18 protein-coding genes, 1 pseudogene and 1 riboswitch are annotated in these 22,698 nt (G+C 60.3%); of the genes and pseudogenes, 16 read left to right on the plus strand and 3 right to left on the minus strand.

The window, feature by feature from the left end; translation table 11 throughout:
* Positions 1-2 precede the first annotated feature (2 nt).
* From RTX98_RS01155 to RTX98_RS01205, 11 genes are all read left to right on the plus strand, one after another.
* A complete protein-coding gene (locus RTX98_RS01155) occupies positions 3-1,499 on the plus strand; it encodes a sugar ABC transporter ATP-binding protein (RefSeq protein WP_312794011.1) in 1,497 nt (498 codons plus the stop codon).
* A gap of 86 nt (positions 1,500-1,585) precedes the next feature.
* A complete protein-coding gene (locus tag RTX98_RS01160) occupies positions 1,586-2,581 on the plus strand; it encodes an ABC transporter permease (protein WP_312794038.1) in 996 nt (331 codons plus the stop codon).
* 92 nt (positions 2,582-2,673) lie between these two features.
* Positions 2,674-3,483: a DeoR/GlpR family DNA-binding transcription regulator gene (locus RTX98_RS01165; protein WP_312794012.1), complete on the plus strand. Its 810-nt coding sequence runs from the start codon at positions 2,674-2,676 to the stop codon at positions 3,481-3,483.
* Positions 3,484-3,557: 74 nt separating this feature from the next.
* Positions 3,558-3,701: riboswitch (FMN riboswitch) on the plus strand.
* A 112-nt stretch (positions 3,702-3,813) separates the two neighbouring features.
* Complete coding sequence (gene ribB / locus RTX98_RS01170; RefSeq protein ID WP_312794013.1) at positions 3,814-4,446, plus strand: 3,4-dihydroxy-2-butanone-4-phosphate synthase; 633 nt, start codon at positions 3,814-3,816, stop codon at positions 4,444-4,446.
* A gap of 325 nt (positions 4,447-4,771) precedes the next feature.
* Positions 4,772-5,734 (plus strand): AraC family transcriptional regulator, encoded by a 963-nt coding sequence (locus RTX98_RS01175; RefSeq protein WP_312794014.1) that lies wholly within the window; start codon positions 4,772-4,774, stop codon positions 5,732-5,734.
* Positions 5,735-5,756: 22 nt separating this feature from the next.
* Entirely contained in the window at positions 5,757-6,671 is a 915-nt protein-coding gene (locus RTX98_RS01180; protein WP_312794015.1) for an ABC transporter substrate-binding protein, read from the plus strand.
* Between the two features lie 71 nt (positions 6,672-6,742).
* Positions 6,743-8,245, plus strand: coding sequence for a sugar ABC transporter ATP-binding protein (locus RTX98_RS01185; protein ID WP_312794016.1), 1,503 nt, complete (start codon positions 6,743-6,745; stop codon positions 8,243-8,245).
* Positions 8,235-9,221: an ABC transporter permease gene (locus tag RTX98_RS01190; RefSeq protein ID WP_312794017.1), complete on the plus strand. Its 987-nt coding sequence runs from the start codon at positions 8,235-8,237 to the stop codon at positions 9,219-9,221. The genes RTX98_RS01185 and RTX98_RS01190 overlap by 11 nt, the downstream gene beginning before the upstream one ends.
* Before the next feature lie 90 nt (positions 9,222-9,311).
* The gene (locus RTX98_RS01195; protein ID WP_312794018.1) at positions 9,312-10,043 is read left to right on the plus strand and encodes an SDR family oxidoreductase; all 732 of its coding nucleotides are present in this window, start codon (positions 9,312-9,314) and stop codon (positions 10,041-10,043) included.
* 82 nt (positions 10,044-10,125) lie between these two features.
* Positions 10,126-11,787 (plus strand): FGGY-family carbohydrate kinase, encoded by a 1,662-nt coding sequence (locus RTX98_RS01200; protein WP_416223041.1) that lies wholly within the window; start codon positions 10,126-10,128, stop codon positions 11,785-11,787.
* 70 nt (positions 11,788-11,857) lie between these two features.
* Positions 11,858-12,583 carry an SDR family oxidoreductase gene (locus RTX98_RS01205; protein ID WP_312794019.1) on the plus strand — a complete coding sequence of 242 codons (726 nt, stop codon included), beginning with the start codon at positions 11,858-11,860 and terminating at the stop codon, positions 12,581-12,583.
* A 30-nt stretch (positions 12,584-12,613) separates the two neighbouring features.
* On the opposite strand, the gene RTX98_RS01210 is transcribed toward RTX98_RS01205, so the two are convergent.
* A complete protein-coding gene (locus RTX98_RS01210) occupies positions 12,614-14,341 on the minus strand; it encodes an AMP-binding protein (protein WP_312794042.1) in 1,728 nt (575 codons plus the stop codon).
* A 181-nt stretch (positions 14,342-14,522) separates the two neighbouring features.
* Entirely contained in the window at positions 14,523-16,682 is a 2,160-nt protein-coding gene (locus RTX98_RS01215; RefSeq protein WP_312794020.1) for a TonB-dependent siderophore receptor, read from the minus strand.
* 400 nt (positions 16,683-17,082) lie between these two features.
* Between RTX98_RS01215 and RTX98_RS01220 the strand changes: the two genes are divergently transcribed.
* Genes RTX98_RS01220 through fhuB form a run of 3 tightly spaced genes read left to right on the plus strand, consistent with a single transcriptional unit; the run spans position 17,083 to position 20,719 of the window.
* The gene (locus tag RTX98_RS01220; protein ID WP_312794021.1) at positions 17,083-17,898 is read left to right on the plus strand and encodes an ATP-binding cassette domain-containing protein; all 816 of its coding nucleotides are present in this window, start codon (positions 17,083-17,085) and stop codon (positions 17,896-17,898) included.
* Entirely contained in the window at positions 17,895-18,761 is an 867-nt protein-coding gene (locus RTX98_RS01225) for an ABC transporter substrate-binding protein (RefSeq protein WP_312794022.1), read from the plus strand. The genes RTX98_RS01220 and RTX98_RS01225 overlap by 4 nt, the downstream gene beginning before the upstream one ends.
* Positions 18,758-20,719, plus strand: coding sequence for a Fe(3+)-hydroxamate ABC transporter permease FhuB (gene fhuB / locus RTX98_RS01230; RefSeq protein WP_312794023.1), 1,962 nt, complete (start codon positions 18,758-18,760; stop codon positions 20,717-20,719). The genes RTX98_RS01225 and fhuB overlap by 4 nt, the downstream gene beginning before the upstream one ends.
* Before the next feature lie 56 nt (positions 20,720-20,775).
* On the opposite strand, the gene RTX98_RS01235 is transcribed toward fhuB, so the two are convergent.
* Positions 20,776-21,387, minus strand: a complete 612-nt coding sequence (locus RTX98_RS01235) for a TetR/AcrR family transcriptional regulator (protein WP_312794024.1) — start codon at positions 21,385-21,387, stop codon at positions 20,776-20,778.
* 114 nt (positions 21,388-21,501) lie between these two features.
* Here RTX98_RS01235 and RTX98_RS01240 point away from each other — a divergent pair, with 114 nt between their 5' ends.
* Together RTX98_RS01240 and RTX98_RS01245 are read left to right on the plus strand one after the other, a co-directional pair.
* Positions 21,502-21,792, plus strand: a complete 291-nt coding sequence (locus tag RTX98_RS01240) for a YiaA/YiaB family inner membrane protein (protein WP_312794025.1) — start codon at positions 21,502-21,504, stop codon at positions 21,790-21,792.
* Positions 21,793-21,890: 98 nt separating this feature from the next.
* Positions 21,891-22,698 (plus strand): annotated as a pseudogene (locus RTX98_RS01245) (MFS transporter); the annotation flags it as partial.

The following is a 22,698-nucleotide window of genomic DNA, read 5'->3' on the forward strand; positions in this document are numbered from 1 at the left end:
CGATCCGAAACGGCTCGAAAATCTATCCGGGCACGCAGGCGCTGAAGAACGTCGACTTCGACCTGCGCATGGGTGCGGTTAATGTCCTGGTCGGTGAAAACGGAGCTGGCAAGTCAACGCTGATGAAGATCATTGCCGGCGTCGAGCAACTCAACGGCGGGACGATCGAACGGGACGGCAAGCCCGTCACCTTCGCCGACAAGGCCGATGCGGCCAAGCACGGCGTCGGCATCGTCTTCCAGGAACTTAACCTGTTTCCGAACCTGACGGTTACCGAAAACATCTTCGTCGGCCACGAAAAAACGCGTGCCGGCATCCACATCGACAGTGCCGCGCAAACCGCCACGGCTCGTGCGCTGATGAAGCGCCTCGAGCAAGACATCGATCCGAATTCGCCGCTTGGCAACCTGCGGATCGGCCAGCAACAGATCGTCGAGATCGCCAAGGCGCTGGCCGAGAACGCCCGCATCCTGATCCTGGATGAGCCGACTTCGGCACTTTCTGCCACCGAGGTCGAGGTTCTGTTTCGGGTCATTAACGACCTGAAGAAGCAGGGCGTCGGCATTGTTTATATCTCGCACCGGCTGGAAGAGCTGATCCGCATCGGCGACTACATCACCGTGCTGCGAGACGGGGTCATCACCGGCTCACGCTCGATGCAGGGCGTCGACATTCCCTGGATTGTCGCCAACATGATCGGCAGCGCCTCCAAGGAGTTTCCCAAGACAGTCGAGCATGAACTCGGCGAAGAGATCTTCCGTGCCGAGGAGGTCTGTCTTGCAAGCCCGGCCGGCGGTTATGCCGTCGATCACATGTCGCTTTCCGTGCGCGCGGGCGAGATCGTTGGGCTTTATGGGCTGATGGGAGCAGGGCGTTCCGAACTCTTGGAATGCATCATGGCCCAGCATCCGAATTCCTCGGGCCAGCTGTTTATTGCGGGCAGGCCGGTGAAAGAAAAGAGCGTTGCGGGTCGCATCCGGCGTGGTCTCGCCCTGATCCCTGAAGACCGCAAGCGCGATGGCCTGGTGCAGATCATGTCGATCCGCGAGAATCTGACCATGTCGTCGCTCTATGATTTTACGCGCGGCTTTCACCTCAGTCTGAAGGCGGAACTCGCCAAGGCTGCCGACTATGTGAAGCGCATGGCGATCAAAATCGCCAGCCTGGAACATCCGGTTTCGAGCCTGTCGGGCGGCAATCAGCAGAAGGTCGTGATCGGCAAGGCGCTGATGACCAAGCCGCGCATTCTCCTGATGGACGAGCCCTCGCGCGGCATCGACATCGGCGCCAAGGCCGAAATCTTCCGCACCATGCGGCGCCTGGCGGCGGACGGCCTCGGCATTCTCTTCGTCACCTCCGATCTGGAAGAGGTTCTCGCGCTTTCGGATCGTATTCTCGTCATGGCAAACGGCCGGCTGACCGGACAGTTTCCGGCCGGTGCCAAGGCGTCGGACGTGATTTCGGCGGCGACGCCCAATCTCAACAGGGTTGAAGTATAATGAGCAGCATCAACGCCGCGGGTGATGTCAAAACCGTCACGAATGGGGTGAAGTCGCGCACATCCACGCTGCTGCTGCTTTTACACATGCGGACCTTTGTTGCGTTGATCCTGGTCTTTGCTTTCTTCGCAATTGCCGCACCGAACTTCCTCTCGACCGGCAACATGCTGATCATCTCCAAGCATGTGGCGCTTAACGCCCTTCTCGCGATCGGCATGACCTTTGTGATCATTGCCGGTGGCATCGATCTGTCGGTCGGCTCCATCGTCGGTCTTTGCGCGATGGTTGCCGGGTATCTCGTGCTGTTTGGGATCGATCTCAACTTCCTCGGGATCGCCTACAGCGTTCAATTCAACACGATCGAAATCTGCCTCATCGTGCTCCTGGTCGGCGTCTTCATAGGATGGATCAACGGCATGCTGATCACCAAGCTGAACGTCGCGCCGTTCATTGCGACGCTGGGCGTCCTTTATGTTGCCCGTGGTGCAGCACTTTTGTTTTCGGAGGGCCGGACGTTCCCGAACCTCGCCGGTAACCCGGAATACGGCTCGGACACGTTCCGCATTATCGGCTCCGGCACGCTGCTCGGTCTGCCGATCTCCGTCTGGATCATGGTCATAGTCGCGCTTCTGGCAGCCTATCTCGCAACCCGCACGCCGCTCGGTCGGCACATCTATGCCGTGGGCGGCAACGAGCGTGGTGCTGCCCTGTCCGGCGTGAATGTCGACCGCATCAAGCTGTTCGTCTACATGTTCTCCGGCTTCTGTGCGGCCTTTGTCGGTCTCATCATCTCGTCGCAGTTGCAGGCCAGCCACCCTGCCACTGGCGAAACGTTCGAACTCAACGCCATTGCTGCGGCAGTTCTCGGCGGCACGTCCATGTCTGGCGGACGCGGTCGCATCGGCGGCACGATCGTCGGCGCGTTCGTGATCGGCATTCTCGCCGATGGCCTGATCATGATGGGCGTTTCGTCATTCTGGCAAACGGTGATCAAGGGTCTCGTCATCATCGCCGCCGTCGTTGTCGATCAGATCCAGCAGAAGCTTCAGGCGCGTGTGGTTCTGCAGCAGAACGCCAATTGAGGTTGATGCGACGTGCCGATGCTATAAGGATCACCGGGAGTAAATCGATTAGTCTCGATTGATTGCGATAGTGCGGGTGTGGGCCGATCCAAATGGAAGCAAAAAGCGAGCATGACGCATCGGACTCGATGATCGGGCTGTTGTCCGAGCCGAGACGGCGCCGCATCCTCGAATGGCTTCAGGAGGAAGGTTCGGCCCGGGTCAGGGATCTGGCCGGTGCCTTCCACGTTTCGGAAGCCACGATTCGCCAGGATCTTGAGCGGCTGGAGAATGAAGGCTTCATCACGCGAGAACACGGCGGCGCTTATCTGAACTCCGTCGCGCCGCAGACCGGCACGATGACGCTCCACCACCAAGAGAACATGGACAAGAAGCGCCGCATCGGCGCTCTTGCCGCAGGTCTCATCAAGGACGGCGAAACGCTGATCCTTGATGCGGGTACGACGACGACCGAGATCGCCACTCGGCTGACCAGCCGCCGCGATCTGACTTTGATCACCAACGCGCTGAACATCGCCGTGATACTCGGGTCGGTTCCGAGCTTCGCGGTTCATATGCCCGGCGGCCAGTTCAAGTCGCCCACGCTGTCGCTCTCCGGCGACAAGTCGGTCGATTACTTCCGCAACATCTTTGCCGCAAAGCTCTTCCTCGCCACCGCTGGGGTCGCATTGGATGCAGGCCTGACCTATCCGAGCTTTGCGGACTTGCAGCTGAAAGAGGCCATGATCAAGGCCGCCGCGCACGTCTATCTCGTGGCCGATTCCACCAAGATCAACCGGTCGTCCTTCACGCGTTTGGGATCGCTCGATGTGATCCACTCTTTCATCACCGATGACGGCATATCTGACCGCGATGCGCGGGAATTTGAAAAGCGCGGGATCGAAGTGCTGATCGCCAAGTAGATCGCTCGGTTTCGCGACTTTTTGCTTCGCTCCTATGGAGGGTTGCAGTCCGTACCCGTTTAGCCATACAGTCGATCTGTTCTCAGGGCGGGGTGTAACTCCCCACCGGCGGTATCGGGCTTGTCCCGGAGCCCGCGAGCGCTTCCCGGTTGGGAAGGTCAGCAGATCCGGTGCGATGCCGGAGCCGACGGTTATAGTCCGGATGGAAGAGAGCAAACCCGCGGTGACCGCAACAAGGTCACTCGTGGTGCTTGTTCGCCCAAGGGAAAGTTTTGTCGGCGCGAGCCGATGCAACAGCCTTCACCGGCTTAACCCTTGAAAGACTTGACCATGCCTATCTCCAAAATCGAAGATGCAGTGATAGCCATCGCGCGCGGCGAGATGGTTATCGTTGTGGATGACGAGGATCGCGAAAACGAAGGCGATCTGATTTTCGCGTCCGAAGATGCAACACCCGACAAGATCGCGTTCATGATGAACAAGGCCCGCGGCCTGATCTGCGTCGCAATGGACGGCGCACGTCTCGACGAGCTCGATCTTCCCCTTATGGTGCCCAACAACACCGAATCCATGAAGACGGCCTTCACCGTGTCGGTGGACTACATTCCCGGGACGTCCACTGGCATCTCGGCGGCGGACCGGGCGGCGACCGTGAAGGCGCTTGTCGATCCGGCCGCGCGGCCTGAAGAGTTCGCTCGGCCCGGCCATATCTTCCCGCTCCGGGCAAACCCGCAGGGTGTGCTTGGCCGGACCGGACACACCGAAGCCGCCGTCGACCTTTGCCGCATGGCAGGTAAGCTTCCGTCGGGCGTCATCTGCGAGGTTTCCAATGATGACGGCACGATGTCCCGGCTGACGGATCTCGAACTGTTTGGCGAGCAGCATGGATTGCTCGTCGTCACGATCAAGGATCTGGTTGAATATCGGCTTGGACTGGACGACGCGAAGCGTTCTGCGGCCTAAGCAAATCGCATGCCTGCACTTGCGCGCCGTTATAGAATGGCGCGCAAGTCTCTCGGAGAGCTGGAGACCGACCATGGGTGGGCCGCTCAGCGTGACCAGTGCGGTCTATCGCTTCATCAAGCCCCATTGGACCGGCTTCCATCGAGAAGCTCAGGCGACAATTCGCAGTGCGCCCCTCGCCTAGGTGACAAAAAAGTATCAGTCGGAGTTTGCTGCTGTAGTGGAGCGGCGAGGTAGTCTCATTGTAACGTTCCCATGACGTTGAGTGGCGAGGAGGCCGCTTAGACGTTGGGTCCGACGAGGCCCGAGGGAGGATCGTTCAGCCATGCAGCCCGACCTGGAACTGGTCCACATCCGCAAAGGCGAATCCTTCGCCGCCTGGATGCATGGCTACCCGTTCCGCACCGTGCGCTGGCATTATCATCCAGAATACGAAATCCATCTCGTCGTTGAAACGGCCGGCAAGTTCTATGTCGGCGATCACATCGGCGATTTTTCGCGCGGACAGCTGGTCATGACGGGGCCGAACCTGCCGCAGAACTGGATCAGCGAAATTGCACCGGGTGAGATCGTCCCGCTGCGTTCGATGGTGATCCAGTTTCCCGAAGCCTTTGTCGACGACGCCGGCGACATGATGCCAGAGGTAGCGGCTATTCGCCCTCTGCTCAATCGCAGCCGACGCGGTCTGCTGTTCGACGATGCCACCAGCCGCACCGTTGCACCCTTGATGCGCAGCCTGATCGAAGCGCGGGGCATGCGCCGCCTATCGCTGTTTTGGGAAATTCTTGACGTTTTGGCCTGCGCGCCGCAACCGGAAGTGCTTGCCAGCCTGAGCTATGAGCTCAACGTCGACAGAAACGCGCGCTGCGGCATCAATCAAGCCATTGCCTATCTGCGTGAGAACCTAGTCCGGTCGGTGGACGAGGGGGAGTTGGCCGAGGTTGTCGGGCTGACTTCCAGCACCTTTTCGCGGGCGTTCAAAAAGCACACTGGCACGACGCTGGTGCGATACAAGAACCAGCTTCGCGTCGATCTTGCCTGCCAGATGCTGTTGACCGAACCGGACACGAAGGTGGCCGAGATCTGCTTCGAGGTCGGCTTTTCCAACCTGTCGAACTTCAATCGCCAGTTCCTGGCCTTGAAGGGCATGTCACCCTCGCAGTTCCGCGAAACCTTTGCAGCGAACCAGACCCATCTGGCCGGCGAATTGCCGCCGATGGGAAGCCGCGTGATCACCAAGAATCTGGGCGATGATCGTCGACCGAGAACGGGCAATACTGCCCATTAGAACCACCTAGGGAGGACTGACTATGAAGAAGACACTTTTGGCGTTTTCCGTCGCCGCTTTGGCACTCAGCGCTGCGGTTCCGGCCATGGCACAGGAAAAGAAGCTCAAGATCGGCATGACCTTTCAGGAGCTGAACAATCCGTATTTCGTGTCCATGCAGGAAGCCCTGAACGAGGCGGCCAAGGCAATCGGTGCGGAGGTCATCGTGACTGATGCCGGTCATGACGTCGCCAAGCAGATTTCGGACGTCGAAGACATGCTGCAGCAGGGTATCGACATCCTGCTGCTCAATCCGACCGACAGCGCCGGCATCGAATCCGCCGTGACGATGGCCAAGGATAAGAACGTGATCGTGGTTGCGGTCGACGCCAACGCAAGCGGTCCGGTGGACACGTTTGTGGGTTCGAAGAACCGCGACGCCGGCTACCAGTCCTGCAAGTACATGGCTGAGAAGCTCGGCGGCAAAGGCGAGGTTGCGATCCTCGACGGCATCCCCGTTGTGCCGATCCTCGAACGGGTTGAAGGCTGCAAGGCCGCACTGGGTGAAAACCCAGACATCAAGCTCGTGACCACACAGAATGGCCGTCAGGATCGTTCGGTCGCACTCGGCGTGGTCGAGAACATGATCCAGTCCTATCCGAATCTCGCCGGCATCTTCTCCGTCAACGACGGCGGCGCGATGGGTGCGCTGGCGGCCATCGAAGGCTCGGGCAAGGACATCAAGCTGACCTCGGTAGACGGTGCGCCGGAAGCTGTGGAAGCCATTACCAAGGGCGGCGCCTTCATCGAAACCACCGCGCAGTTCCCGCGTGACCAGGTTCGCGTCGGCTTGGCTTTGGCACTGGCTCACAAGTGGGGCGCTCGCGTTGTTCCGGCCGCCGTGCCGATCGATGTGCGTGTCGTCGACAGCGCGAATGCCAAGGACTTCAGCTGGTAAGCAGGTCTCCGGCCGTCCCTGCCCAATACAGGCAGGGACGGTTCTTGTTCTGAACTGAGGGAGGTGTGGACATGCTGCGTCTGGAGGGGATCAGGAAGCGTTTCGGACCCGTTGAGGTTCTGCGCGGCGTCGATCTTGAAGTCAAAGCCGGCGAGATCCACGCCCTTCTCGGCGAAAACGGCGCTGGCAAGTCCACGCTGATGAAGATCCTGTGCGGGATCCTGACACCGACGGCCGGGACGATCCGGATCAATGGCGAAGAACACCACTTTGCCGACTACGATCAGGCCATCGCCGCCGGCATCGGCATCGTGTTTCAGGAATTTAGCCTGATCCCCTATTTGACGCCGGTCGAGAACATGTTTCTTGCGCGCGAGATGACCACGAAGCTCGGCTTTCTGGATCGCGCTGCCATGCGCAAGCGTGCTCAGGAAATCCTGAAGCAGCTGGACGTGGACCTGCCGCTGGACGTGCCGGTACGCAGGTTGTCGGTTGCCGAGCAGCAGTTCGTTGAAATTGCCAAGGCGCTGTCGCTCAACGCCCGCATCCTCGTTCTGGATGAGCCTACCGCGACACTGACGCCGTCCGAGGTCGAGCATCTCTTCAAGGTCATGCGTGAGCTACGCAAGCAGGGCGTCGCCATCATCTTCATCTCGCACCATCTCGAAGAAATCTTCGAGATTTGCGACCGCATCACCGTTTTGCGCGATGGCGAGTTCGTCGGCGACAGCGACGTGGCTAATATCGACAACGACCGTCTGGTCGAGATGATGGTCGGGCGGCGCATCGAAAACAGTTTTCCGCCTAAGCCTGCCTTGCTGCCGCAGGCCAAGATCCTGCTCGAATGCGAAGAAGTCCAGCTTCGGCGTGGCGGCCCGGTTTCTTCCTTCCAACTGCGTGAAGGCGAGATCCTTGGCTTTGCCGGGCTGGTTGGTTCCGGCCGGACCGAAACAGCCCTGGCTATGCTTGGCGCCTACCCCGCCATCCGCCGCAAGGTCAAGGTCGACGGCGTCGAGACGCGGTTCCGCGAACCGGCGGATGGTCTTGCCCACGGTATCGGCCTCCTGCCTGAGAACCGGAAGGAAGAGGGGCTGATCACCAGCTTCCCGATCCTGCAGAACATCTCGATCAACAACTACGCCAAATATCGAAAAAACATGTGGTTCATCGATATGCAGAAGGAGCTCGCTTCTTCCGAAGCGGCGATGAAGTCCGTGCGCGTCAAGGCGCCAAACAGCCATACGCGCGTCGACAACCTATCCGGCGGCAACCAGCAGAAGGTGGTTATCGCCCGCTGGCTGAACCACAGCATGAAGGTACTGATCTTCGACGAGCCGACGCGGGGCATCGACGTCGGTGCCAAGTCCGAAATCTACCAGCTCATGCGGGATTTCACCGCCAAGGGCCACGCCATCATCATGATCTCATCCGAACTGCCGGAAGTGATCGGCATGTCCGACCGGGTTTGCGTGTTCCGCTCCGGCGGGATCGTCGCGACGGTGGAAGGCGATGCCATCACTTCCGAGGGGATCATGACCCACGCTACGACGGGGAAAGCAAGAAATGTCGCCTGAAACCACAGTCGCTTCACCCGCAAACCCTTCTCGCTCGGTGGGGTCGGTGTTCCGAAAGCTCTTCGCCTCGCCGCTGGCCCTGCCGCTGATCGGCCTCATCGTGGTGTCGGTCCTGATGGGATTGGCCAGCGATAACTTCTTCAGCGTGTCCAACCTCCTCAACGTGCTGCGGCAGGTTTCGGTGGTGGCGATCCTCGCGGTCGGCATGAGTTTCGTCATCCTGACCGGCGGCATCGACCTGTCGGTCGGCGCGGTCATGGCACTGGCCGGAACGATCGCGGCCGGGCTTATGGTCAAGATGGGCATGCCGGCCGGCGTCGGCCTTCTGGCGGGCCTGCTGGTTGGGCTCGGGCTTGGCTTCTTCAACGGCGTCCTTGTGGCGTGGGGGAGAATGCCTGCCATCATCGTGACGCTGGCGACGATGGGCATCGCGCGCGGTCTCGGCCTGATCTATTCCGGCGGCTATCCGATTTCCGGCCTGCCATCCTGGATTTCCTGGTTTGGCGTGGGGCGCGTCGGCATCATTCCGGTGCCGGTCATCGCCATGGCGCTGATCTATGTCATTGCCTGGGTGCTGCTGCATCGTACGCCCTTTGGCCGGCATGTTTATGCCATCGGCGGTAACGAAGTTGCGGCCAAGCTGTCCGGTGTGAAGACTGAACGCGTGAAGCTGGCAGTTTACGTCATCTCCGGCCTGACCGCCGCCCTTGCCGCGCTGATCCTGACGGGCCGTCTGATGTCGGGTCAGCCGAATGCCGGCGTCGGTTTCGAGCTCGATGCGATTGCGGCGGTGGTTCTGGGTGGAACAGCGATCGCAGGCGGCCGTGGCCTGATCTTCGGCACGCTAATCGGCGCGGTCTTGCTCGGCATATTGAACAACGGCCTGAACCTGATGGGCATCAACCCGTATCTACAGGACGTCATCAAGGGCTTCATCATCCTGCTCGCCATCTACATCGGACGCGAGTGGCGCTGAGGGTCGCGACCCCCAGCGATCACGTATGAACAACGAGGGCGCAATGCTGCTCTCGCATGATTTTTCAAACATCGACTTTGGAGACCAAGAATGTCGGAATCCCTGAACGGCAAGATCGCCGTCATCACTGGCGCTGCCTCGGGTATCGGGCTTGCCACCACTGAAATGCTGCTGCGCAATGGCACGACCGTGGTGATGGTGGACTTCAATGAAGCGGCCTTGAAGGAACTGACCGCCAAGCTCGGCGAAAGGGCGATCGCGCAGGTGACCAACCTGATCGACCCGGAAAGCTGCGCGGCGATGGTGCCGGAGATCCTTCAGAAGGTCGATCATATCGACATCCTGTATTGCAATGCCGGCACTTATATCGGCGGCGATCTCACCGAAACCGACGCGGCTTCCATCGACCGAATGCTGAACCTCAACGTCAACGCCGTGATGAAGAACGTGCATGCGGTGGTTCCGCATATGAGCGAGCGCGGCACGGGCGACATCGTGGTCACCTGCTCGATTGCAGGCCATTTCCCGACATTTTGGGAGCCCGTTTATGCCAGCTCGAAGTGGGCGATCACCTGCTTCGTGCAGACCATGCGCCGTCAGATGATCCCGCATGGGGTCCGTGTCGCCCAGGTTTCACCGGGTCCGGTTGTGTCCGCTCTGCTGGCCGATTGGCCGGAAGAAAACCTGCGCAAAGCCAAGGAATCCGGCAGCTTGATCGATCCGAGCGAAGTGGCGGATGCGCTGGAATTCATGCTCACCCGCAAGCGCACGGTCACCATCCGCGACATGCTGGTGCTGCCCACCAACTTCGACCGGGTTTAAGGTCGAACAACATGGCTGTTGCTCCCGTCAATGAGGCAAGCAACAGCCTGGCCATGCAAGATGTGCGCGATTGGAGAACACCATGATGAATGAGGTCAGTGACCTGTCGCGCACCTTTATCGGCATCGATGTCGGCACGGGTAGCGCCCGCGCTGGCGTGTTTAATCGGCAGGGCGATCTTCTCGCCACTGCCAAGCATTCGATCGCCATGCACCGTGAGGACGGCGGCATTTACGAACAGTCCAGCGCGCAAATCTGGCAGGCTGTGTGTTCATCTGTCCGCGATGCGGTGGCAGAAGCCGGCGTTGCTCCGGCCTCTGTTAGTGGCATCGGGTTCGATGCCACCTGCTCTTTGGTGGTGCTTGGTACTAATGGCGTGAGCCTTCCTGTCGGGGCCCCTGATCACCCCGAGCGCGACATCATCGTCTGGATGGATCATCGCGCGCTTGAGCAGGCTTCGCGCATCAACGCGCTTGGCCATGACGTGCTGCGCTATGTCGGCGGTCGCATCTCGCCCGAAATGCAGACGCCGAAGCTGCTGTGGTTGAAGGAACATCGCCCAGATATCTACGCCCAAGCAGAGCACTTCTTTGATCTCACCGATTTCCTGACCTGGAAGGCCACCGGCGCGCTCGATCGCTCGTCCTGCACGGTGACCTGCAAATGGACTTATCTCGCGCACGAAAAGCGCTGGGATGCGTCTTACTTCCACGAGATCGGCCTTGGTGATCTGGCCGACGAGGATTCTCGTCGCATTGGCCAAAGTGTCGTTGAGCCGGGATCGCGGCTCGGCAACGGCTTGTCGCCGGAAGCAGCAGCGGACATGGGGCTTCAGCCCGGCACGGCCGTTGCTGCCGGTCTGATCGACGCTCATGCCGGTGGGTTGGGAACAGTGTTCGCCGGTGGTGGGGCAGGGGATCCAACGCGCTGCCTAGGCTATGTGTTCGGCACCTCCTCCTGCACGATGACGACGACGGCCGAGCCTGCCTTCGTGCCGGGTGTCTGGGGGCCGTATTTCTCTGCCATGGTGCCTGGCATGTGGCTCAACGAGGGCGGTCAGTCGGCAGCCGGAGCCGCGATCGATCAGTTGATCAAGCATCATCCGGCGAGAGCGGAAGCGGAAAGATCGGCTTCGGCAGAAGGCAAATCGCTGCCGCATTGGCTGGCCGATAAGGCGCTGGAACTGGCCGGAACTGCCTCGCAGGCCGTGCGTCTTGCCGATGATCTGCATGTCGTACCGGAGTTCCTCGGCAACCGCGCGCCCTTTGCCGATCCTTATGCCCGCGCGGTGATCGTCGGGCTGGGCATGGAGGAAGGCATCGACAGCCTCGTCGCCCTCTACGTCGCCGGCCTTTGCGGCCTGGGTTGCGGACTGCGCCAGATCGCGGAAACGCAGGCAAATCATGGCGCGCCGGTTGCAACGATCAGCATTTCCGGCGGCGCGGGCGCGCATCCTCTTGCGTGGCAGATATTGGCCGATGCAACCGGACTGCCGGTTGAGGTCACCGCTTGCCCCGAGCCTGTTCTGCTCGGCTCCGCCATCCTCGGCGCGGTTGCCGCAGGCGCGTACCCCGATATTCGAACTGCCATGCCGGCCATGTCCCACGTCGCCACGCGCTGCACGGCTGATGATCAGGCGATCACGGCGCGTCACGCGTTGCGCTACGAGGCGTTCCTGAAGCTTCAGGACACAACGCGCGACATTCGCCGCCGCGAGCAAGCGGCGCTTCACCCGTCAACCTGACGGTTCAACGACATCAACGCGGATCACCATCAGCTTGATGACCGCGACTAAGGACTTCTGGAGAACAAGCATGGACTTCGCAGGAAAATCGGTCCTCATCACCGGCGCAGGCAAAGGTATCGGACGCGCCTGTGCGCGGTTGATGGCCGCGCGGGGCGCCGAAGTCATCGCGCTCAGCCGCACGCAAGCCGATCTGGATGGTCTGCGCGAGGAACTCGGCGCCCGCACGATCCGCGTTGATCTACAGGACCCGGTTGCGACACGCGCGGCCGTTGCGGAAGCCGGAACCTGCGACTTCCTCATCAACTCCGCCGGCATCAATGTGCTGGAAAGCGTGCTGGATATGACGGACGAGGGCTATGAGGCTGTGCTCGGTATCAACCTGCGCGCCGCGCTAATTACCTGCCAGGAATTCGCCAAGAGCCGCATTGCCGCCGGCGGTGGCGGCGCCATCGTCAACATCACCTCGATTGCTGGCCATCGCGGCTTCCAGAACCACCTGTGCTACGCGGCCTCCAAAGCCGGCTTGGAAGGCGCATCGCGCGTTTTGGCCAAGGAGCTCGGCCCCCATAACATCCGCGTTAATTGCGTGGCGCCCACCATCACCCTGACTGAGCTTGCCGTGGAAGCCTGGTCCGATCCCGTCAAGAGTGAGCCGATGATGGTGCGCCATCCGTTCAACCGCTTCGCGGAAGCCGACGAAGTGGCCCGCAGCATCGCCATGCTCTTGTCTGATGATGCCGGCATGGTGTCGGGCGCAGTCTTGTCCGTGGACGGCGGATTCCTCGCTGTCTGACTTCCGGAGGCGACCCGCCGCGAACGCTGTTTAGGCTGTTTGCGGCGCAATGATCTCGAGTTCATGAACCATTGCGTCGCGCATCATGAACTTCTGAGCCTTGCCGGTAACAGTGGTTGGCAGCTCGTTTTTGAATCGCACGTAGCGAGGCACCTTGTAATGGGCGATCTGCTCCTTGCAGAAGGCCCTGATCTCGTCTTCGCTCACGTCCTCACCGGCCTTCGGCACGATCCAGGCGCATAGTTCCTCGCCATAACGGGGATCCGGCACGCCGAAAACCTGCACTTCCCGAACCTTGGGATGGCGGTAAAGGAATTCCTCGATTTCGCGCGGATAGATGTTTTCACCTCCGCGGATCACAAGGTCCTTCACCCGTCCGACGATGTTGCAGTAGCCCTCATCGTCGATGACGGCGAGATCGCCGGTGTGCATCCAGCCTTCTGCATCGATTGCCTCAGACGTACGGGCCGAATCGTCCCAATAGCCCTGCATTACGGAATACCCGCGCGTGCACAGCTCACCGCGCTCGCCCGGCTTCAGCGTCTCGCCGTCGTCGCCCACAATCTTGACCTCGACATGAGGATGCACGCGACCGACTGTGGTGACGCGGCGCTCCAGCGGATCATCGATGGCGCTTTGGAACGACACCGGGCTGGTTTCGGTCATGCCATAGGCGATCGTAACTTCGCTCATGTTCATTTCCGAAACCACACGCTTCATGATCTCGATGGGGCAAGGCGCCCCTGCCATGATGCCCGTGCGCAAGGTCGAAACATCGAACCTTCCGAAGTCAGGATGATCGAGCATGGCGACGAACATGGTCGGTACGCCATACAGCGCCGTGCATTCCTCCTGTTGCACTGCTGCCAAAGAGGCTGCCGGATCGAAGCCCTCGCCGGGGAAAACCATGGTCGCGCCCTTGGTGACGCAGCCGATCGAGCCCATGACCATGCCGAAGCAGTGGTAGAAGGGCACGGGGATGCACAGGCGATCTTCAGCCGTCAGCTCCATCGCAGCCGTGACGAAGTGGCCGTTGTTGACGATGTTGACGTGCGTGAGGGTCGCGCCCTTCGGTGCTCCGGTCGTGCCGCTGGTGAACTGGATGTTGATCGGGTCGTCTTGCTTCAGTTTCGCGCTGAACGCGTCGAGTTCAGCCTTCGAGACATGCTGCCCGTCCTCGCTCACTTCTGTGAAGCTCAGCATGCCTCGTCGTGACCCTTCGCCCATGTGGATCACGAATTTTAGATCTGGCAGGCGAGCCGAGTTCAAGTGGCCGGAGGTTGCGGATGCGATCTCCGGCGCAAGCGTAGCGAGCATCTGCAGGTAATCAGAAGACTTGAAGCTTTCAGCCGTCACCAGCGCCTTACAGCCGACCTTGGTGAGCGCGTATTCAAGCTCGGCCGTACGATAGGCCGGATTGATGTTGACCAGGATGAGGCCAATACGCGCGGTGGCATATTGCGTGACCAGCCATTCCCATCGATTGGGCGACCAGATGCCGACACGGTCGCCTTTAACGAGGCCAAGTCTGTGAAGCCCGCCGGCAAAGGCATCGACGGCCTGTCCAAGCTCGTACCAGGTAAAGCGGTGCCATTGCTGCACAAAGATCGCCGCTTCCCGCTCGCCTTCCCTTGCCACTGTCGCTGCGAGAAGATCCGGCAGCGTATGGGGAAGGAGCGGCTGTGTCGTATCGCCCACAACATGGGCCAAACCAGCAACCGGCAGACGGTTTGCGGACGTCAGGTCTTGATGGTGCATCACCACTGTTCTCCTCCGGTAATTCCCGCATCCAGCCGCCGATCGTGGGCGACGGCTGGTCTGCTTCGGAGGTTAGAGGATGTAGTGGTGCGATGCCAGCCTGGTGCCGGATCGTTTCCGGTTAGCCTAAGCAGTACCTCCTAGAACCTTTGAAAGCGGTTCCGCTCCGCAGCTAGAGCACTCACCATTTCAGGGCGATGCTGCCCAGAACGGTACGACCCTCACCATAGAAGCAGCCGAAGTTACAGCTTGCGACATAGTCATCATCAGCAATGTTGTTGACGTTGAGCGAGGCTTTGAAATTGTCTCGCTCATAGCGAATCGCGGCATCGAACAAAGTTGCCGAGGGCAGATGGATCAGGTTGCTATCATTGCCATAGCGCTCACCGAGGTAGCGAACACCCGCGCCAACGGACACACCTTCGAGCCATGCGAAACTGGGCGAGAAGATTTGCGGCTGGAGGGTATAGTTCACCCAAAGCGATGCCGAATGCTCGGGCACATTGGCAGGTTGGTTGCCGGTCGTCGTTGCGGTCACAATCCCATTGCGCAGCGTGTCGGTACCCTCAAGGATTTCGGCGTCGGTGTAGGTATAGGCGGCGATGAGATCCAGCCCTGCTGCAAGGCTCGCCGTTCCTTCCAGTTCGAAGCCTTGGCTACGAACTTCGCCGGTTTGCGAGCGCACATTCGTCAGAAGTCCATTCACCGTCTCGGCCTGTGTGGCGACGACATTGGTCCGCGTCAGGCTGTAGAGGCTTGCGGTTACGAAGCTGTCCCAACCCTCAGGCTGGAACTTCAAACCACCTTCGATCTGCTCGCCTTCTGTCGGCTTGTAGAGGTCGCCTGCCGTGGTAGTGCCAATGATTGGGTCGAACGAAGTCGAATAGCTGATGTAAGGCGCAAGACCATTATCGAAGAGATAGACGGTTCCGACACGCCAAGTCGTTGCGGTATCCTTAGGCTGTGAGCCGGTCAGCGTATCCTCAAGTTTGGACCAGTCCTGGCGGATGCCAAGCGTGGTCACAAGCCGGTCGAACTTGATCTGATCCTGTGCATACAGGCCCGTCTGGTTGAGACGAAGGTCCTTGACCGTAGTTTTCGTCGGATCAACGAAGACCGGCGAACCGTGGACCGGGTTATAGGCGTCGATCGGTGTCTGTCCCGTCGTGAAGTTCGACGACCGGTTCTGCTCATGCCGGCGATGGTCGAGGCCAACGAGAAGGGTGTGTTGCAGCGCCCCTGTATCGAATTTCGATTCCAGCTGGTTGTCGATCCCGAAGGATGTCTGCGTTTCGGCTTGGACGGATGCGCCGCGCAGGACAGACCGCTGGTTCGCCGCAAATCCAGAGTAGTATAGGTTCTGGTAGTCGATATCAGTGTAAAGGAGCTGAGCGTTCTGGCGAACCTCCACCTGCTCGTTGAACCGGTGCCTGAATTCATAACCCACGGTCGCTGTGAGGAATTCAGACTGATCGAAATCCTTCTCTCCGAGGTAGCGGGAAGCGGGGATCTCACCATTCGGATTGAAGTCGAGGGTGCCAGCCTGCGGCAGACCAAAGGGGGAATTCGCTTTGTCGTACTGAAGCGACGACAGGACGGTCAGCGAGGTGTCGGCATCCGGCTCGAAGATGATCGTGGGGGCGATATAAAGGCGGTTGTCTTCGACATCGTCCTGTTGCGTATCTGCAAGACGCCCCACACCTGTGAGACGATAAGAGACAGCTTCGTTGGCTGAGACGCCTCCAAGATCGACTTTGCCGACGTAGCGGTTGTCGGATCCAAGCTCAACCACCGCTTCGCGGAAGGTCGTGCCCGTAGGGCGCTTTTGGATCAGGTTGACGATGCCGCCAGGCACGGCCTGACCGTAAAGCACGGATGCCGGGCCCTTCACGACCTCGATCCGCTCTTGTCCATAGGTCTCGGGGGAAAGGGCACCGAAATCGCGCACAAAGCGGAAATTGTTGAGGTAGATATTATCTTTGGCGTCGAAGCCGCGGATGATGGGTGCAAAAAAGCGGGAGTCGTTGCCGAACGGCTGAGTGACAACGCCAGCCGTATAGTTCAACGCTTCTCCGAGGTTCTGAACACCTCGATCTTCAAGCTGCTCCGTCGTGACTACTGATATCGACTGCGGAATTTCGATAAGAGGCGTGTCAGTCTTGGAGCCGCTTGTTGTGTCGCGTGCAACGTAACCGGTTACAGGCCCCGTTCCCGATCCATCGCCGCCAGTCACCACAACCGTATCGAGAGTCACCGTTTGTGCCATTGCGAACCCTGGCAGCGCGATGATGGCACAGGACAGGCTGAGAAGGCGATAATGCGGGAGCAGGCGATGCGGCATGAGAAAGTTCCTTAATGACGCCAGCCTCGCTAACAGAATTGATGAGCTACACAATCATGTTTTAGCTTAAGCTGAGACATACCTGACGAGTGTGATGTTCTTGCACATGCACGGCATTCGGCAGGAGGTCGATGTCATCGGCTTCGTACCGGCTAACTGGGCCTTTAGCCTGAAGCGGCAGTGGGCCTTGCCCTCGGTCTTGATCTCCTGGCGAGCTACACCTATAGCGGCGACGAGATTGCGCAGGGCACCTGATGCTGACAACGACCTTAGGCAAGCAGCCGGTCCGCTTTACAGAGTATCCGAGATCGCTTTTGCTAGAGATCTTAACGGTGCAGAGCCTGGCATGGGTCAGCGCTGGTCGTTGTTACCGCGGCTCGCGCCTCAGCGAAAACAACACATGGTAGCGGGACGGGCAGCTTCGATCGGAGTCGCCAGCGAGCATGCACTGTTTACGCTGGCAGGGGTCTCGTTCCGGGTTCCGGGACGCACCATCATCGAAGGTCTCGATCTGCGTCTCGAATCGGGCCACATCCACGGCCTGATCGGACCCAACGGCTCCGGCAAATCGACGCTGGTGAAGATGCTGGCGCGACAGGAAGTGCCTGCTGATGGAAGCATTCACTTCCGCGGCGAGGATCTCCGGCAAGAGGGCGACCGTGCCTTCGCCCGCCGGCTTGCCTATCTGCCGCAGTTCATGCCGAGCACCGATGGCATGAATGTCGAAGAGTTCGTTTCGCTCGGACGCTTTCCCTGGCACGGCACTTTCGGGCGCTTCACGGTTGAAGACCGCGCCAAGGTCGAGGAGGCGATAGAGCAGACCGGCGTCACGGCATTCCGCTTGCGCCTGGTCGATACTCTTTCCGGCGGTGAGCGTCAGCGGGTTTGGCTGGCTCTGCTTCTCGCACAGGATACGGAATGCCTCGTGCTGGATGAGCCGACATCGGCCCTCGACATCTCGCATCAAACTGAAATGCTTGATCTTGTGCGCACCCTTGCCAAGAAGCGCGGCCTGAGCGTCGTTGTCGTTCTGCATGATATCAACATGGCAGCCCGCATCTGCGACAGGCTGGTGGCGATGGGCGCCGGCCGTGTTGTCGCCGATGGCACCCCGGCCGAGATCATGCGCCCGGATGTTCTTCAGCAGATTTACGGAATTTCCATGGGCCTCTTCCCCCATCCAGACAGCGGCATTCCTGTCGCCTATGTCCGGTGAGGACGCGAAGAGATATCCTTGCGCTATGTGCCGGCAGTCTTACGCTGCCTTTCGCGTCCGCTCGGGCTGACACCGGTCGCATTGCCATTGTTGACTGGGCTTTGCTCGAAACGGCATTGGCGCTCGGCCTCAAGCCCCTGGCGGCCGTCGAGCTGGTGTTGTTCAAAAAGATCGTCGCCGAACCGCCTCTGCCTGACGGCATCATCGATCTCGGCTTGCGCGGCGCAATCAATTTTGAGCTTCTCGCGACCCTGCAGCCATCCCTCATCTATGGCTCGAACTACTCGGCCTGGGCCAACGATACGTTAAGGCGCATGGCGCCTGTGCGCGAGTTCAGCATCTACCTGCGGGGACAGGCGCCCTACGAGAAGGCCGTCGCCGCAATGCGCGGCATGGCTCAGGATCAGGATCTGCAGGTAACGGCGGAAAGCTATATCGCTGGAACGGACAGCTACCTTGCCTCCGTGGGCGAACGGCTTGCGCGTAAGCGGGAACGTCCGATCCTGATCATCAATCTGGGCGACGCCAGGCATTTCCGCGCCTTTGGCATCGACTCCATGTTCGGTGATGTGGCCGCTCGCCTGGGGTTTGCCAACTCCTGGGCCACGAAAACGGCCTACAGCGCAACCGCTCCGGTCGGCTTGGAGCGCCTTGCAGATCATCCCGACGCTACGATCGCCGTGGTCGGGCCCGTCCCTCCCGAAGCGGCGCGCGCGCTGCCGCAAAGTGCGCTCTGGCAGGCCATGCCGGCGGTGCGCGAAGGCCGTACAGTCTGGCTCCCGAACATCAATCCTTTCGGCGGCTTACCGGCAGCAAGGCGCTTCGCGCGCCTTCTCGCCGAAGGCCTGGAGGGCGCGGCATGAGTCTCGAGAGGCTGCGGCCGACGAGCGCTGCAATGCCGGCGACCCTCCTTCTTGCCGCACTGGGCTTACTGGCCGCCTTGTTGTTCGGCTGGCAAATTGTGCACGACTGGCCGTCACCTAGCGACCAGTTGGCTGAGATCATCCTGCATTACTCGACGCTGCCACGCGGCACAGTTGCTCTTCTGGCCGGTGCGGCACTAGGTCTGGCCGGGGCGCTGATGCAGCGTGTCTTGCGCAATCCGATCGCCGATCCGTCCACGCTAGGCGTCGTGTCGGGCGCTCAACTCGCGATGAGTGCCGCGCTTCTTTATGCACCGGGGCTGATGGCTGTTGCTCGCGAAGGCGTCGCCTTTGTTGGCGGCGCGGTTGCGCTGTTTCTGGTGGTTGCCCTGTCCTGGCGCCGCGCGCTCGATCCGATCACCGTGGTGCTCAGCGGGATGCTCATTTCGCTGATCGCCGCCGCGTTTTCGTCAACGCTGATCTTGGCCAACGGCGAATACATGATGTCGATGTTTATCTGGGGCGGCGGCTCGCTTGAACAGCAAAGCTGGGCGCCGACCACCTCGCTAGCGATCCGCCTCACACTTGCCGTCTTCGTGGCCGCGCTGCTGATACGCCCTCTGGAGCTATTGGCGCTGGATGACGCCAATGCGCGTGCCCTTGGTCTCGGCGTCACAGGAACTCGGCTAGCGGTGCTGACGCTTTCGGTGTTTCTGGCAGCTTCGGTGACGGCCGAAGTCGGTGTTATCGGCTTTATCGGTTTGGCGGCGCCGAACCTCGCTCGGATGGCGGGCGCGCGAAGCCTGCGACAGATCCTCGTCGTATCCCCCATCGCAGGCGCCTTGATCCTGCTTCTGACCGATGGTTTGGTGCGGCTCATATCGCTCGGTATCAGCGAAACAGTGCCGACCGGTGCCGCGACCGCGCTTCTCGGCGGTCCCCTTCTTCTCTGGCTTCTGCCGCGCTTGGGCGGCTCGCTGCGGGCGACGCAACAGAGCGTTGCTTTGGCCACCAGAGTGGCATCCTGGCGCCTCGTGCTTCCCGGATTGTTGCTGTTGGTGCTTGGTATTTGCGCGCTGTTTATCGGTAAGAACGGCGAGGGCTGGGCGATTGCAACAGGACAACTGTTCGATCTCGTTGCTCCCTGGCGCGCCCCGCGCTTCATCGCGGCCGCTTCTGCCGGTGCCATGCTGGCGGCAACCGGCGTGTTGATGCAGCGTGTGACCGGCAATGCGATGGCGAGCCCGGAAGTGCTGGGCATTTCATCGGGCGCGGGCGTCGGGTTCGCTGCTGTGCTTGTGTTCTGGCCTGCTGCATCGCGCGTTGCAGAGCTTGGTGGCGCTGCAGCCGGCTCGGTCATCGCTATCCTGCTTGTTATCGCTATATCAGCGCGTCATCGCTTCGCAGCTGAACGCCTTCTTCTGTCAGGCATTGCTGTTGGCTCCCTGGCCGGTGCCCTCGTCACGGTCGTGATGGCGCGGGCAGGGCCGGAATCGATGCGGCTGCTGAACTGGCTAAGCGGCTCGACCTCGCGCGTGGCCCCTGAAGACGCGATGATGGCACTAGCCACTGCCGTGTTGTTCATCGCACCCTTGCCGCTGCTGGCGCGTTGGCTGCAGGTTCTGCCGCTTGGTCTGCCGTTTGCTCAGTCGGTTGGGCTCAAGCGTAGCCTTGCGGCAAGCATTCTGGTGCTCATCGCCGCCCTTCTTTCCGCAGCCTCGACGCTGTTCGTCGGCCCGCTCTCCTTTGTAGGCTTGATGGCGCCCCATATGGCACGCCTCGCCGGCTTTGCCCGCCCCATCCCACAACTCACAGGCGCCGTCCTGATCGGTGCGACCTTGATGGTGCTGGCCGACTGGATGGCACGCACGCTTGCCTTCCCCTACCAACTCCCGATCGGCCTCGTAGCTGCCATGGTTGGCGGTCCCTACCTCATCTGGCTGTTGAACCGGCGATGATCAGGTTCAGGTACCATTTCCGTGTAAAGCAGAACTCGGTACGCAAATTTCTGCGCTCAAGCAGGCATAGTGCTATCTGCAGCCAGTCCCGAAATCATTGCATTAACGATCAAGCGCAATTCGTCTTCTACGGCGGATGCGCCGGGACCTACGAACCAGTCGCCTAAGCCCAACAGGACAACGCCGTGGACTGCCGAGAAGAGGGTTCTCGCCCGTCTTAGAAGATGGGCTTGTTCAAGCTCCGGATGAAGAGCTGCAAGCGGTTCCGCAATCTGCTCTATCAGTGCTGCGTGCTCATCGAGATGCCATTGCGGGACCAGAACGCCCGCCGGCATGCGATGCTCGAAGAGCGACATCCATACAGCCGTCTCGGAGCGGGCGAAGTTCAGATAGCCGATTGCCAGCGCTACGAGTTGTTCACTTGGCGATGATGTGCCTTGGCCGGCCTTGTCCACGACGTCGCGCAAATGCCGAAGTGTTTGCGAATTGACGTGCACGACAAGGTCGTCGATGTCGGCGAAGACATTGTAGAGCGCACCGAGCGAGCAGCCTGCGTCCGTCGTAATGTCCCTCGCGCGAAGGCCGCCCAGGCCATTGGCGCGGATACAGTCGGTGGCGGCCTCGACGAGCCTTTCCTTCAGCTTTGCTCTTCGCTCGCTCGATGCCATTGCCCGGCCTCCCGTCGTTCTGTTCGTGAACAATGTTCAAGAAACATCTTGAACGGCGTTCAAACTGTGCTAGCTTGCAATCATGAACGCTGTTCATAACAAGGGAAAGCGACCATGTCGATCAACACGGGCCATCCACACGCCGACTCTCAAGCCTGGAAGATGTTCACCCTGCTAAGCTTCGGCGTGGCTTTGGTGATGATGGCGGGAGGTATCTACTTTATGGAAGCAAGCTTCGCGGCCAAGGGCTTCTATGCCATGTCGGCCATCATGCTGGTGCATACCTCCATCACCATCACCATCACCAAGACCCTGCGCGACACCGAAGAAGCGGATCGCTTTATCAATCGCATCGAGGAAGCCAAAACGGAAAAGCTTCTGATGGAAATGAACAAGGGCGCCTGACCGGCAGCGTGCACTAAGAACACCAGCTTCGGGGAAAACAAATGACTACCAGCCTGATGACGTCCCGGCGCTTTGCGCCTTTGTTCTGGACGCAGTTCCTGTCCGCCTTCAACGACAACTTCCTGAAGAATACGCTGGTGTTCCTCATCCTCTTCACCCTGCCGGGCAGCGGGGGTGCGTCCCTGATCACGCTTGCAGGCGCGATCTTCATGCTCCCGTTCCTCCTCTTGTCGGCGCTCGGCGGCGAGATGGCGGATCGATACGACAAGGCGGCGGTGGCGCAGAAGCTCCGGCTGGCCGAAATCGGCGCTGCGGCGATCGCAGTCGTCGGGCTCGCCTTTCATTCCGTCTGGATCATGATGACGGCACTGTTCTTGTTCGGCGTCATTTCCTCGCTGTTCGGGCCCATCAAATACGGCATTCTGCCGGATCATCTTGAAAAGCGGGATCTGCCGCGCGCCAATGCCTGGATCGAGGGCGGCACTTTTATTGCCATTCTTGGCGGAACGATTGCAGGCGGCATCGCGTCCACCGGCGGGATCAGCGTGGCGGTATTCGGGCCTGTGATGCTTGCGCTGTCTGTGATCTGCTGGTTCGCCAGCCGTTTCATCCCGGCGACGGGTTCGGCGGCGCCCAATCTGAAGATCAACACCAACGTGCTGCGCTCGACCTGGACTCTGGTCGGCGAATTGCGGGGCATGCCGCGCATCTGGCGCACAGCGCTCATGACGTCCTGGTTCTGGGGCGTCGGAGCAGTGTTGATGTCGCTGCTGCCGAGCCTGGTCAAGAACAGCCTCGGCGGCGGCGAAATTGCCGTGACCGCCTATCTCGCGGTGTTTGCGATTGCGATTGCCATAGGTTCGGCAATTGCCGCCTGGATGTCTCAGGGCCGCATCGTGTTGCTGA

This window comes from Tianweitania sp. (assembly GCF_032053605.1).
Classification (GTDB): domain Bacteria; phylum Pseudomonadota; class Alphaproteobacteria; order Rhizobiales; family Rhizobiaceae; genus Tianweitania.

Coding starts and splice junctions, on each gene's coding strand:
- RTX98_RS01160 (WP_312794038.1), top strand. CDS start 1,586: ATGCGGACCTTTGTTGCGTTGATCCTGGTCTTTGCTTTCTTCGCAATT.
- RTX98_RS01165 (WP_312794012.1), top strand. CDS start 2,674: ATGGAAGCAAAAAGCGAGCATGACGCATCGGACTCGATGATCGGGCTG.
- ribB (WP_312794013.1), top strand. CDS start 3,814: ATGCCTATCTCCAAAATCGAAGATGCAGTGATAGCCATCGCGCGCGGC.
- RTX98_RS01175 (WP_312794014.1), top strand. CDS start 4,772: ATGCAGCCCGACCTGGAACTGGTCCACATCCGCAAAGGCGAATCCTTC.
- RTX98_RS01180 (WP_312794015.1), top strand. CDS start 5,757: ATGAAGAAGACACTTTTGGCGTTTTCCGTCGCCGCTTTGGCACTCAGC.
- RTX98_RS01185 (WP_312794016.1), top strand. CDS start 6,743: ATGCTGCGTCTGGAGGGGATCAGGAAGCGTTTCGGACCCGTTGAGGTT.
- RTX98_RS01190 (WP_312794017.1), top strand. CDS start 8,235: ATGTCGCCTGAAACCACAGTCGCTTCACCCGCAAACCCTTCTCGCTCG.
- RTX98_RS01195 (WP_312794018.1), top strand. CDS start 9,312: ATGTCGGAATCCCTGAACGGCAAGATCGCCGTCATCACTGGCGCTGCC.
- RTX98_RS01200 (WP_416223041.1), top strand. CDS start 10,126: ATGATGAATGAGGTCAGTGACCTGTCGCGCACCTTTATCGGCATCGAT.
- RTX98_RS01205 (WP_312794019.1), top strand. CDS start 11,858: ATGGACTTCGCAGGAAAATCGGTCCTCATCACCGGCGCAGGCAAAGGT.
- RTX98_RS01210 (WP_312794042.1), bottom strand. CDS start 14,341: ATGCACCATCAAGACCTGACGTCCGCAAACCGTCTGCCGGTTGCTGGT.
- RTX98_RS01215 (WP_312794020.1), bottom strand. CDS start 16,682: ATGCCGCATCGCCTGCTCCCGCATTATCGCCTTCTCAGCCTGTCCTGT.
- RTX98_RS01220 (WP_312794021.1), top strand. CDS start 17,083: ATGGTAGCGGGACGGGCAGCTTCGATCGGAGTCGCCAGCGAGCATGCA.
- fhuB (WP_312794023.1), top strand. CDS start 18,758: ATGAGTCTCGAGAGGCTGCGGCCGACGAGCGCTGCAATGCCGGCGACC.
- RTX98_RS01235 (WP_312794024.1), bottom strand. CDS start 21,387: ATGGCATCGAGCGAGCGAAGAGCAAAGCTGAAGGAAAGGCTCGTCGAG.
- RTX98_RS01240 (WP_312794025.1), top strand. CDS start 21,502: ATGTCGATCAACACGGGCCATCCACACGCCGACTCTCAAGCCTGGAAG.